The organism is Paenibacillus ihuae, assembly GCF_001368795.1.
In the GTDB taxonomy this organism is placed as follows: Bacteria; Bacillota; Bacilli; order Paenibacillales; family Paenibacillaceae; genus Paenibacillus_AQ; species Paenibacillus_AQ ihuae.
Genome location: NZ_LN831198.1, coordinates 1,128,884 through 1,141,712, shown reverse-complemented (window position 1 = coordinate 1,141,712; position 12,829 = coordinate 1,128,884). Strand labels below are relative to the sequence as shown.

The 12,829-nt window shown below is 50.9% G+C and carries 9 protein-coding genes and 1 pseudogene; all 10 read right to left on the bottom strand.

Annotation, left to right across the window (positions count from 1 at the left end):
• Positions 1–96: 96 nt before the first annotated feature.
• Positions 97–1,797: pseudogene (ptsP, locus tag AQR02_RS05040) on the bottom strand (phosphoenolpyruvate--protein phosphotransferase); the annotation flags it as partial.
• The gene (locus AQR02_RS05035; RefSeq protein ID WP_054939643.1) at positions 1,790–2,065 is read right to left on the bottom strand and encodes an HPr family phosphocarrier protein; all 276 of its coding nucleotides are present in this window, start codon (positions 2,063–2,065) and stop codon (positions 1,790–1,792) included. The pseudogene ptsP and the gene AQR02_RS05035, both read right to left, overlap by 8 nt.
• 112 nt (positions 2,066–2,177) lie before the next feature.
• Positions 2,178–4,235, bottom strand: coding sequence for a glucose-specific PTS transporter subunit IIBC (ptsG, locus tag AQR02_RS05030; RefSeq protein WP_054939642.1), 2,058 nt, complete (start codon positions 4,233–4,235; stop codon positions 2,178–2,180).
• A gap of 291 nt (positions 4,236–4,526) precedes the next feature.
• Entirely contained in the window at positions 4,527–5,396 is an 870-nt protein-coding gene (gene glcT / locus AQR02_RS05025) for a glucose PTS transporter transcription antiterminator GlcT (RefSeq protein WP_054939641.1), read from the bottom strand.
• A 133-nt stretch (positions 5,397–5,529) separates the two neighbouring features.
• Positions 5,530–7,146: a hypothetical protein gene (locus tag AQR02_RS05020; RefSeq protein ID WP_054939640.1), complete on the bottom strand. Its 1,617-nt coding sequence runs from the start codon at positions 7,144–7,146 to the stop codon at positions 5,530–5,532.
• Positions 7,139–7,849: an ABC transporter ATP-binding protein gene (locus AQR02_RS05015; RefSeq protein WP_054939639.1), complete on the bottom strand. Its 711-nt coding sequence runs from the start codon at positions 7,847–7,849 to the stop codon at positions 7,139–7,141. The genes AQR02_RS05020 and AQR02_RS05015 overlap by 8 nt, the downstream gene beginning before the upstream one ends.
• Before the next feature lie 162 nt (positions 7,850–8,011).
• Positions 8,012–9,550: a flotillin lipid rafts scaffold protein FloT gene (locus tag AQR02_RS05010; RefSeq protein ID WP_108721973.1), complete on the bottom strand. Its 1,539-nt coding sequence runs from the start codon at positions 9,548–9,550 to the stop codon at positions 8,012–8,014.
• Positions 9,550–10,086 (bottom strand): NfeD family membrane protein, encoded by a 537-nt coding sequence (locus AQR02_RS05005; protein WP_054939638.1) that lies wholly within the window; start codon positions 10,084–10,086, stop codon positions 9,550–9,552. The genes AQR02_RS05010 and AQR02_RS05005 overlap by 1 nt, the downstream gene beginning before the upstream one ends.
• Positions 10,087–10,307: 221 nt before the next feature.
• Positions 10,308–11,471: an iron-containing alcohol dehydrogenase gene (locus AQR02_RS05000; protein WP_054939637.1), complete on the bottom strand. Its 1,164-nt coding sequence runs from the start codon at positions 11,469–11,471 to the stop codon at positions 10,308–10,310.
• A gap of 157 nt (positions 11,472–11,628) precedes the next feature.
• The coding region (locus AQR02_RS04995) for a UDP-glucose--hexose-1-phosphate uridylyltransferase (RefSeq protein ID WP_054939636.1) at positions 11,629–12,829 on the bottom strand (1,201 nt) is incomplete at its 5' end.

Here is a 12,829-nt window from a genome sequence, read left to right as displayed (position 1 = left end):
AAAAAAGCCGGTCTCCTGTTAGGAGACCGGCATAGAGTAGTTGGAAAAGTGAACTTGCCAAAACGGATCTTGCTCTTGAACCGAATTACTGTACGTGCTCTGAACAAGTGCAGCAACTTCCTCGGCAGTGCCGAGCTGCAGCGCCTTAGCTGCCATCTCCTTCATGTCCGCAGCGGACAGCTTGGAAATCTGGCTGCGTGCCGGCAGGATGGAAGTAGCGCTCATGCTGAATTCATCAAGACCCAGTCCAAGCAGCAGTGGAATCGCGGTGGAGTCTCCAGCCATTTCACCGCACATGCCGGTCCATTTGCCTTCAGCATGCGCCGCGTCGATCACGATTTTGACCAGACGCAGGATCGCCGGGTTGTATGGCTGGTACAGGTACGATACCTGTTCATTCATACGGTCGGCAGCCATTGTATATTGAATAAGGTCATTTGTTCCGATACTGAAGAAATCAACTTCCTTGGCAAACTGGTCAGCCAGTACAGCGGTAGAAGGAATCTCTACCATGATGCCCAGCTGGATATTGTCGGAGACTTCCTTGCCTTCTTCACGCAGCTTCGCTTTTTCCTCAAGAAGGAGGTCGCGGGCTGCACGGAATTCACCCAGTGTGGCAATCATCGGGAACATGATCCGCAGATCGCCGTGGGCACTTGCTCTTAGCAAAGCGCGCAGCTGGGTGCGGAAAATATCCTGACGGTCCAGACACAGGCGAATAGCGCGGAAGCCGAGAAACGGGTTCATTTCCTTCGGAAGCTCCAGATAAGGCAGCTCCTTGTCGCCGCCGATATCCAGCGTGCGTACAACAACCGGTTTGCCGTTCATGTTCTCGAGCACAGTGCGGTAAGCATTGTATTGAACTTCTTCAGAAGGCAGCTTATCGCGGCCCATGTAAAGGAATTCAGTACGATACAGGCCTACGCCCTCGCCGCCGTTCTCAATTACACCTGTCACATCATTAGGAGTACCAATATTAGCAGCCAGCTCTACATGCTTGCCGTCAGCAGATACGGTTGCTTCATCGCGGAGCTTCTTCCACTCGGCAATCTGCAGATCGTATGCTTCCTGCTTCGCTTTATACTCTGCCACTTCAGCATCGCTAGGGTTAATCAAGACATCGCCGCTCAAACCGTCGACAATAACCAGATCGCCTGCTTTAACCAGGGACAATACGTTTTTGGTGCCGACAACTGCCGGGATTTCCAAAGAACGGGCCATAATCGCTGAGTGGGAAGTACGTCCGCCGATATTCGTTGTGAAACCTTTAACGAATTTACGGTTCAGCTGAGCTGTATCAGATGGAGTCAGATCCAGCGCAATAACGATAACTTCTTCATTGATCTCTGCAGGGCTCACGTAATGAATACCGAGCAGATGGTTCAGCACACGCTTGGTTACATCGCGCATGTCGGCGGCGCGCTCCTGCAGGTACGCGCTTTTCATATTCTCAAACATTTCTACGAATTGCGTAGCTACTTCATTCAAGGCGTAGTCTGCATTAACCGCTTCTTCACGGATTTTATCCATTACAGGACTGATCAGCTCAGGATCTTCAAGAATCAGCAGGTGAGATTCAAAAATCTCCGCTTTCTTCTCGCCAAGCTCAGCAAGCGTACGTTCTTTGATGGCCTGCAGCTCGCCCTTTGATTTTTCCAGGGCGTCCTGCAGTTTGGCCAGTTCGGCTTCCACATCGCTTACCGCAGTCTTCGTAATCGTATAATCCGGATGTTCCAGGATAAATGCACGGGCTACTGCAATACCTGCTGAAGCCGCGATTCCTGAAATTTTACTCATGAATCTCTCCCAGCCCTTCTTTGATCATCACATCTTGCAATGCGCTGAGTGCTTCGGCTTCCTCGCTGCCTTCAGTAATCAGGCTGAGGGTGTCGCCTGCTTCAAGACCCAGGGACAATACACCGAGAATGGATTTCAGAGTTACTTTTTTACCTTTTGCTTCTGCAAAAGCTTCTGTACCTTTAAATTTAGTAGCTGTATTTACCAGGGCAGTTGCTGGACGTGCATGAATTCCATCTTCGTCAATAATTTTGAATGTTTTTTGCATAATAATCCAACTCGCTTTCTGTTCATTTTAGTATTGTTGTAATCGCATATATTTATAAGTGAGGGCAGCGCCTCCACTAGATTATAATGGATGCGCTGCGCCATTGCACATTTTACTGAATCGTGATGATATCCTTGTCGCCGATAACAACCTTGCCCGGCTTTTTCAAGGTAACTGTAGAACCTTCCGGCAGATTGGAGAAGATGACCGGTGAAATAACGGAAGGCGCATTGGCTTTCACATACTCCAGATCCACTTCCATAATCGGCTGTCCGGCTGCTACCAGGTCGCCTTCTTCGACAAGAACCGTAAATCCTTGACCCTTCAGCTTCACTGTATTTACGCCAATGTGTACAAGTACTTCCTTACCCCCGTCGGACATAATGCCGATTGCATGCTTGCTTGGGAATACATTGAATACTTTACCGTATACCGGCGAAGCAATTTTGCCGTCATTGGACAGGAAGGCAAAGCCGTCACCTGTCATTTTTTGCGAGAAGACAGCGTCAGGAACCTGCGTGATATCAAGCAGCTCGCCGTTAACCGGAGATACAATGTCCTCTGGAATGATCGCTGTTCCTTGTTCGCCTGCTGCTTTTTCAAGCTCAGGCTGCGGGGCAGCAGGGGCAGGCGCAGGTGTTCTGCCGTTCATAACATCCTGAATCTGCGATTTAATGGTATCGGAACGAGTTCCGAAAATCGCCTGGACGTTGTTTCCGACTTCAAGCACCCCGGAAGCGCCCAGTTTCTTCAGACGGTTCTTATCGACACCCGCTTTATCCTTAACCTCAACCCGGAGACGGGTGATGCAGGCATCCAGATGCGTGATGTTCTCTTTGCCGCCTAGCGCAGCAAGAATGTTGCGCGGCAGATCGTCACCTGTTTTGGAGACATTCGCTGCATCCATTTCGTCCGCATCATCAGACGGATCTTCGCGGCCCGGAGTTCTGAGGTTGAACTTGCGGATAACGAAACGGAATCCGAAGTAGTAAATTACAGCAATCACCAGACCTACCGGAATAACCAGCCACCAAGCTGTACGGTTCGGGATAATACCGAACAATACATAGTCGATGAAACCGCCGGAGAAGGTCATCCCGATCTTCACATTCAGAATGTGCATGGTCATAAAGGACAGTCCGGCAAAAATCGCATGTACTGCAAACAACAGCGGTGCAACAAACAGGAATGAGAATTCGAGCGGCTCAGTAATCCCTGTCAGGAAGGAAGTGAGCGCTGCAGATACCATCAAGCTTCCGACAACCTTTTTGTGCTCGGGTCTGGCTTCATGGTAAATCGCCAGTGCCGCTGCCGGCAGACCGAACATCATGAACGGATATTTACCGGTAGTGAAGGTACCCGCTGTGAATTCTACACCGTCACGCAGCTGCTGCATGAAGATCCGCTGGTCCCCGCGGACCAGGTTGCCGGCTTTATCGATGTAGCTTCCGAATTCATACCAGAATGGCGAGTAGAAAATGTGATGCAGACCGAAAGGAATCAATGAACGCTCAATGACCCCGAAAATGAAGGCTGAAAGCGTCAGATTCGTGTTGATCATACTCTGCGACACATAGTTCAGGCCATGCTGGATTGGCGGCCAGATGATCGTCAGTGCTAGACCGAGGATCAAAGAGGTTACAGCCGTCATAATCGGCACAAAGCGTTTTCCTGCAAAGAAGCCTAAGTACGACGGCAGCTCAATACGGAAGAATCGTTTGTACATAGACGCTGCGAGTATCCCGACGAGGATACCGCCGAACACACCGGTCTGCAGGGTTGGAATCCCCAGGACGCTGGCATAAGCAAAGTCCTGCTTGCTCAGCACCCATTCATTGATTCCGAGCACGGTACCCATGGTCACGTTCATAACCAGGAAACCGATAATCGCTGCAAGCCCGGCTACCCCTTCACCGCCGGCAAGCCCGATGGCTACCCCGACTGCAAACAGGAGTGACAGGTTACTAAAGACAATTTGTCCTGAGTTCATCAATACATTGGCAATGGCTTGAACCACGTCGTTTTCCAATGCCGGAACATATTGAAGGAAGTCAGGGTTAACCAGCATGTTGCCGATTCCGAGCAGCAGACCTGCCGCAGGCAGAATTGCTACAGGAAGCATCAGAGCCTTACCGACTCTCTGCAAAACGCCAAACAACTTTTTGAACATTGAGGTCACTTCCTTAATCTAAATTTCTTCCCAAACAAAACGCCAAAAAAGGCATGAGCAATACAGCATACAGGTTGCCTTCTAACACTAAAGTTAGATTACCCCGACTTAGGGGATTACAACCATAAATACTGTAAATCACTCATGCCTGATCGTATCAGTTACACGTTGGTATTCTGTTCATGGATAACAGGGATCATTGTAGCATCGATAATTCAAAGTTGCAAGCATGATTTTGAATAAAATCATTTTTATACATTAACCCCAAAAAAACTTTTGTGGCATCAGTGCTTAGAACTCTTGCTCCATATCCGCCTCATCCTCTTTCTTCTGGGCCAGGCGCTGCAAATGAATCGTCAGATAGCTTACTTCTGCCGGATATACCGGAATACGGACCCGTTGTTCAATGACTTTGGTCAGCTTCCAGGCCAGCATGTACATTTCCGGATACTCACGCTTCATCAGACCGTCCAGGGAGGATGTTTCCCGCACCGTTTCACCGCGGCGCAGCCTTTCCAGCACGAAACGCAGATGGGTGACCAGCCTTGAATAATCCAGCGAATCACGCGGAACACGGTAATTCAAATTATCTTCCACCAGGCTCACTAAATCTCCGATCAGCAGCGAATGCTGCTTCACCTCTGAGATATCCCGGTTGCTGAGCGCACTGACAATATGCAGGGCAACGAAACCAATCTCATCGACCGGCAAAGTAACCGCCATTTTCTCGTTAATTCTTCCTATCGCGTACTCTGCCAGTGTGTATTCTTCCGGATAAATTTCTTTGGTCTCATACAAAAAAGGATTGTGAATCGCGATATTCTGCTCATTACGGCGAATGGCAAATGAAATATGATCTGTAAGTGCAATATGGATGTGTTCATTGAGCGGCTGACTGCTGCTCTGAATAATATGCAGCACAATTTCCTGCACAACCTCAATGAGCTTCTCGTCCACCTGGGGAACCAGCTGCTTATACTGTTCCTGTTCCTCCTGGTTACGGAGAATAAACATTTTCTCCACGGAGGACAGATTGATCTTGTCACGGCTTTTACGGTTAAACCCGATTCCCTTGCCAATCACGACGACCTCGGCATATTGGGGGTGCTGGGCAATAATTACATTGTTATTGAGAACCTTGGCCACTGTTATGCTGCCCACTTCTGACACCTCTTTTACTTCTGAATACCTGTTTCTTCGAGCAGCCTGTCTATCATAGCAGCATGTGTAGATTATACTTGAGCTACCATCATAACATCAAGAATCGATTATTGGAAGAGTACCGGGAGAGCAGTCATTTTACACGGAAGGTTCTTGCGGAATATTTGTAGACCAGGAATAGGGCAATCACCATATAGGCTGCTGCTGTCAGGAGTACAGTCACGGCGAAATACGCTGGTGTACTCTGGAACTGCATACAAATGATCCCTACCGCCATGATAATGCTGTTGACGATGCTGAAGAACGGATTCTTCACGTTCAGCTCTGTACTGTAAGGCTGGAAGATATAGTACATAAACAAATGATGCACAGAAAAGAACAGTGACAACCCGAGAATCGTTCCGCAGAAAGCAAGGGCATCCGCCGCACCCCAGGTCTCTCCGGACAATAGAATCAGCAGGTTCAACACCAGACTGATGGCCGTAGCCGGAATCAGATTAAGCATGCTGATGCGGAGCAGACGAATGCAAAAATTACGGAGAATAGCCGACCGCTCCCGGTAAAACCCGTAACGCAGCAAACTAAGGTCACAGTTGAAAAACATCGCCTTACAGACCCGCTCCCCGATGGAACTAAAATTCATGATGATAATAAATGCAGGCAAAGCACTGATCAAATACCGGGCCAGCTTCGCGAATATATCCGGTGCGGAGAGCTGCAGCAGCAGCCCGGCGGCAAAAAGCGCCCCGATAATCACCAAACGCCGCTGAACGGGCTGCACCAGAAAGCGCCGATGCCGAGAAAAGAAGATCGCATTCAAGTAGGCATAACCGTTTTTTCCTGCAAATTGATCACGCCGAAGCTGCTCTTCCTGAAAGTCCTGCTCCTTGGTCTCTACTTGTTTCTGGTTTGCCTCTCTCATCATCCGGCCCATATCAAGCAGCGGATCATCGATTTTGGTCACCGCATCGACTGCGTTCCGGTAGCCCCGGTATCTGGCAATATACACTGCCGAGATCATCCCTATCAAGAGCAGCGCAAGACTCATCGGCAGATTAAATAACGTGGCAGCCATATCAAGCAAGGCATTTCCTGTATAAAGTGGTGTGAAAGCAAGCAGATAGCCGGCTCCAATTACAATCCAGACTAGGGTCGTCTGTTTAACCAGCACAATTGCCTTGCGGTCAAAAATCCATAAATGCAACGCTTCTGCGGCTGTCCGCCAGAGTGTCAGCAGCAGGGACAGCAGCAGACCATGCCAGGGAGGCGCGCCATACTCACCCGCAAAGACCATCATCGCCGGCACAAAATAAATAAAAAAGGTCAGCCCCCTTAGGGTCATAACCGCATGCATGTACTTATCGGCGGGCAGCCGCATCAGTTTGACACAGATGTATTTATCCCGCTTGGGCTCCAAAATAACTGCACTCGAAACCGCACTGACCCCAAAGCTCAGCAGCACCACAACATGGAGATACAAATCGTATTGCTGAGACAGCGGAAGTTCTTTACCGGCAAGCATTATAGGGAAGAAAACAACCAGTCCCAAATAAGCAAACTTGGACAGAAAGCCATACAGAATGTTCAGGATAACCGCAATTGCAGTAAACGTTTTTTTGAGCCCACTACGTGAATATACGCTGTCATTCATTACTTTTCCGAGTAAAGGTATTCTTCCAAAATAGTACATCAGCCGGTTCGCGCCGGATGCCCCACGGATCTCAATAATACTGTTAAGCGTACTAAACATGGCCGTCCCCGTCCCTCAGCAGCGTGATGATCCGCTCCTCAAATTCCGGGCTGTGCAGCGTATCTGCAGGGATTTCCTGAAGTACTCCTTTGTTCAATATAACCAGCTCATCACACAGATCGGCGGCAAGCTGCAGAATATGGGTGGAAAAGATAATAATATGGTCCTGCTTCATTTCCCGCAGCAGCTTCTTGATTTCAAGTGCCACTACGACATCAAACGAGGTCAGCGGCTCATCCAGCAGAATCAGCGGCGGCCTTGTGATAATAAAGCAGAGCATCTGAATTTTGTTCTTCATGCCATGGGAATAACCCTTAATCAGCCGGTGGCGGTCTTCCTCCTCGAACCGGATGATGTCAAAATAGTCCTCGATGGTTCTCCCCGGCTCAATCTTGTCCCGGTTGATATCCATATAGAACTTCACAAATTCATAGCCGGTCAGGAACTCCGGAAGAATGGGCAGGGAAAAGACATAGCCGATTTCATCCTCGCGCAGCGGCAGGCTGAGATTCTCTCTACGCAGAAATACGCCTCCGCTGTCCATCCGGGTTTCTCCGCTCAGACAGTTGAACAGCGAGGTTTTACCTGCGCCGTTGCGCCCCAGCAGACCGTAGATTTTACCCTTCTCAAAAGTAAAGTCGATGCCTTTCAGCACTTGCTTATCACTATAGCTCTTCCTGATATTATCCAGTATCAGCTCCACTCTGTTCTCCTCCGATCGATCTGATTATACTCACTAAGTTTGCAGCCAGAACCTGAATACAGAAGAATCAGCACGTCTGCTGTTGCAGGAGACGTGCTGATTCTTAAGGAGCCTTAGCTGGAGAAGTCTGGCACCGCCTATATTAGCACTTCATGGTATCAGCTATTCGGTTAACTCTTTGCTCTCAGCCGGACTTTGCGGCTGCGGCACCGCATGAATAATGCTGCCAGCAGGTGCTGGCACGGATTTCTTGGTGAGTCCTTTGATCAGTGCCTCCACATCAATGCCGGATACGCTCTTTAGCATTTCCGGAGCGGTGGACATCAGCTGGGTCACATAATTGCTGACCCGGGCTGCACCTTCGCCGTTGCCGGTATCCACCACTGTAAGCTTATCGATGGAAGCCAGCGGCTCGGCAATCCTGCCGGCCAGATCTGGCAGCATCTTGACGATGATGTCGAGGACCGCTGCTTCGCCGAACTTCTGGAAGGCTTCGGCCAGCTTCTCCTTGGCCTCTGCTTCGGCAAGACCGCGCAGCCGGATAACCTCGGCTTCCGCTTTACCTTTGGCCAGCTCCGCATCGGCCATCGCCTGGCCCTCAAGCCGTTTCTGCTCGGAAGTCGCTTGCGCCTGCTTCTCAATGCTGTACTGCAGGGCATCCGCCTCGCGCATCCGTTTAGCTTTGTCGGCTTCCGCCGCTTGTTCTACCGCATAACGGTCGGCTTCCGCCTTTTTCTTCACTTCCGCATCATACTGCTTCTCGCGGACCTGAATTTCCTTAGCCTGCAAATCGATTTCTCGCTCCTTGCGGACCAGCTCAACCTTCATCTGCTCTTCCACCACTGTCTGCTTGGCACGTGCCTCCTGGATGTGGTACGCCTGGTCGGCTTCCGCCTTGGCTGTATCCTGATCGCGCTTAAACGCAGCGACCTTGAGCTGATTGTCCTTCGACGCTTCGGCGATGTTCGTATCACGCAGCAGCTCTGCTTTTTGCCCCTGCTCCTCCGCATTCGCCTTTTGAATCCGCGCATCCCTCAGCGCTTCCGCTTCAGCGATTTCCGCATCCCGCTTCACAGCAGCGATCCGCGGTTTCCCGAGCGCTTCAAGATAACCGTGCTTGTCACGCACATCCTTAATCGTGAACGAGACGATCTGTAGCCCCATCTTCTTCAGATCACGCGCCGCGACTCCCTGCACCTCCTGGGCAAAACGGTCCCGGTTGCGGTAGACCTCTTCTACGGTCATTGAACCGAGAATGGCCCGCAAATGGCCCTCCAGTACCTCCTGGGCTTCACTTTTCAGCGCTTCGATCGGCTTACCCATAAACTGCTCGGCAGCCGTCGCTACATCCTCTGTCGAGCTTCCCACCTTGATAATTGCCACGCCGTCGGCGATAACTGGAACACCCTGCTCCGTATACACTTCCGGTGTCGTCACATCAAGCTTATGGGAGAGCAGTGACATGAATTCTGCATTCTGGAATACCGGAAGGATAAAGGCGCCTCCCCCGCGGACAATTTTGATTTTCCGGCCGGAGCCGTCATCGGAAATATGATTGCTGCCGAGGAACGATCCGGTAACGATCATCCCTTCATCAGGCCCCACGGTTTTATAACGCGCCCAAAACGCAATCCCCAGAACAAACAGCACAGCAACAACTACAGCAGGAATAAACAAATACTCAGGAATAATATCGTACATTACATATCCGCTCCTTTTCTCTCTTCAAATTCAGATACCAGCGCGACACCATCACGCACCTCCACTACCACCACCTTGATCCCGGCAGGAAGGGGCTGGTGCTCAAAGCTCGACGCCGTATGCAGGCTGTTGCCCGCGCCGAACTTCACCATGATCTCCCCATAGCCTGCCGCCGGAACCGGGACCGTAATTTCCCCGATCTTACCGGGCAAATCATTCATGGAGAAGCCCGTGGACATCTCGCTTTTATCCATCGGCTTGATCACTGCGAGATAAAGGACCACCGCCATAAACGCCGCTATCAGCAGGGACAAGGCAAGAACAGCGCCATCTTCCATCCTGCTGTAGCGTGTAAGCAGTATTCCTGCCCCACCGAATACTGTAACTGCTCCTGCCAGTACCGCAGGATTCAGGAAATCGAACGAGATGAAATCAAAAATCCCGTGCAGAGCACTCCCGATCAGATCCCCCACCAGTACACTGACCACCGCAAAAATTACGCCGAGCGCCAAACAGCCCATATACAGCGTTTGCATAATTTACTCCTCCCGTCTCGTAGTTCCGGACTGTCATACTACTATAAACGTTCAAATCATGTCCTTGGTTTCACAAAGTTGGATTATTATCTCATTATTGGATCTCGGCAAGATGAAATCCTGAAATTTTCATGGCCAAAGAACAACAAGCCGCTCCCTTTATGGAACGGCTTGCCTTGATATTATGCGCTGCTATTGGCCCGGAAGAAGGATTCCAGCTCTTATAGCGCCATTTTGTAGATTTCCACAACATCCTCGCGCTGCAGCTTGCGGAAGTTGCCGAAAGGCCCGAACCGCACGGCTTTATCAGCCATGCTGCCGATTTCGCTGTCATCGATGTCATAATCACCGAGCGTCTTCGGAGCGCCGATGGAATCCCAGAAGCTGCGAAGGGCTTCAATTCCCTCCAGTCCTGCTTCTTCATCCGTTTTGCCGGAAGGATCAATTCCGAATACGTTCACCGCAAGCTGGCGGAAGCGGGCAGGATTCGTGCTGAGATTGTACTTCATCCACTGCGGGAAAAGAATCGCCAATCCTCCGCCATGCGGAATATCATATACTGCAGAGACGGCATGCTCAATGTTATGCGTAGCCCAGTCACCGGCGAAGCCCATGCTCACCATACCGTTCAGCGCCATCGTTCCGCAGTACATGATCGTTTCACGCAGCTCATAATTGTTCAGATCCTCGATCAGCTTCGGAGCCGTTTCAATGACGGTGCGCAGCAGCGTCTCACAGAAGCCGTCCTGCAGCGGCGTATTGCCGTCGGTGTGGAAATAATGCTCCAGCGTATGGGACATAATGTCCACCATGCCATAGACGGTCTGGTCACGCGGCAGAGAGAAGGTGTTCTCGGGATCAAGAATAGAGAATGCCGGGTAGGCATGTACACTGCCCCAGCCCATTTTCTCCTTGGTAACTTCATTCGTGATTACCGAACCGTTGTTCATTTCCGAACCCGTAGCTGCCATTGTCAGCACCGTGCCCAGCGGCAGTGCGCCCTGAGGAGCCGCCTTACGTTCTACAAAGTCCCACATGTCGCCTTCATATTTCGCTCCTACAGCTACAGCTTTGGCACAGTCCAGCACGCTTCCGCCGCCGACAGCAAGAATCAGCTCAATATTGTGCTCACGGCACAATTCCACGCCTTTATGTACTGTGGACAAGCGCGGATTCGGTTCAACTCCGGCCAATTCTGTAACGACCGCTCCGATTGCCTTCAGCTCAGCAAGCACATTATCGTAGAGCCCGCTGCGTTTAATGCTGCCGCCTCCGTACATCAGCAGTACATTTTTACCGTATTTTGGAACTTCGGTTTGCAGCGCCTGCAAAGTTCCTTGTCCAAATATCAGCTTGGTAGGATTATAAAAATCAAATTTACGCATATGTGTACCTCCGTAGTTTAGATAATAGGATGCAATAGTATATTATAGACCTCCGGCGGGCCGCATACAAATCGGCGCAGCAATCTTCCTCCAGCACGTAAGAAATGCCCCAAGCCGCAAGGGCCGGGACATTCTATCAGTAGTTTGTACTTCTTATTTATACTGCACCGAAGCTTTGGACGAACCGGCAGAAGGCTGCCTGTCCTTCCGGTGTCCGTTTGTAGACTCCGGCATGCTCCAGAATATGCATGAACTTGATGCCTACCTCATTCTGTACAACCTTAACCGCTTCCTCACGGTCAAGTCCCGTACCGAAGCGTTCCACAAGCTCGTTGATCCAGGAGGCATGCAGTGCCAGTGCGTGGCCTTCTTCATTCTTCACTGCCTGCTGCAGCGCCTGATCTCCGGCAAGAATGCCGGCAACCGCATCAAGCTCTTCCTTCAGGCGTCCCGGCAGTATCGCCAGCCCCATAACCTCAATCAGGCCGATGTTCTCCTTCTTGATATGGTGCATCTCCCGGTGCGGGTGGAAAATCCCTTCCGGATACTCCTCGCTGGTCCGGTTGTTGCGCAGCACCAGATCCATCTCGAAGCCTCCGTCCTCTGCACGGCGCACTATTGGAGTAACCGTATTATGCGGAGTCTGCACTCCATCTACGTCACTGAACGCCAGCACATCAGCTTCTGGGTCACTGTAGCCCTGCCAGGCTTCATACAGCGCATTTCCGCATTCCAGAAGAACTGCCGGGTCTTCCCCGTGCAGACGCAGCACCGACATCGGCCATTTGACGATGCTCAGGCTTACACCAGGATAAGAGGCGTGAGTGAAGCTGTCCTCCTTCGGTGCTTTCTGGATCGGGAAGGTATGCCGTCCGCCCTGGAAATGATCGTGGGTCAGGATCGACCCGCCGACAATCGGCAGATCAGCATTGGAGCCGATGAAATAATGCGGGAATGACTCTACAAAGGAGAGCAGCCGCTTCAGCGTATCCTTGGTCAGCTTCATCGGCACATGATCATGATGGAAGACGATGCAATGCTCGTTATAGTATACATACGGTGAATACTGGAAGAACCATTTCTCGTTGTTCAGCTCCATCGGAATAATACGCAGGTTCTGACGCGGCGGGTGATTCACCCGGCCGGCATAACCGACATTCTCGCGGCAGAGCTGGCATTTCGGATAGACCGGCGGCGGCAGCAGACGGGCCATGGCGATTTCCTTCGGACTTTTCTCCGGCTTGGACAGATTGATCGTCATCTCAATGTCACCGTACGGCGAATCCTGCAGCCAGTAGACATTCTTGGAGACACGGTCCATCCGGATATAGTTGGAATCGATGCTCAGCTTGTAGAAG

Bases quoted from the DNA above. Each gene is read 5' to 3' on its own strand.
- AQR02_RS05035 (WP_054939643.1), bottom strand. From the start codon at position 2,065: ATGCAAAAAACATTCAAAATTATTGACGAAGATGGAATTCATGCACGT.
- AQR02_RS05005 (WP_054939638.1), bottom strand. From the start codon at position 10,086: ATGCAAACGCTGTATATGGGCTGTTTGGCGCTCGGCGTAATTTTTGCG.
- AQR02_RS05010 (WP_108721973.1), bottom strand. From the start codon at position 9,550: ATGTACGATATTATTCCTGAGTATTTGTTTATTCCTGCTGTAGTTGTT.
- AQR02_RS05020 (WP_054939640.1), bottom strand. From the start codon at position 7,146: ATGTTTAGTACGCTTAACAGTATTATTGAGATCCGTGGGGCATCCGGC.
- AQR02_RS05000 (WP_054939637.1), bottom strand. From the start codon at position 11,471: ATGCGTAAATTTGATTTTTATAATCCTACCAAGCTGATATTTGGACAA.
- ptsG (WP_054939642.1), bottom strand. From the start codon at position 4,235: ATGTTCAAAAAGTTGTTTGGCGTTTTGCAGAGAGTCGGTAAGGCTCTG.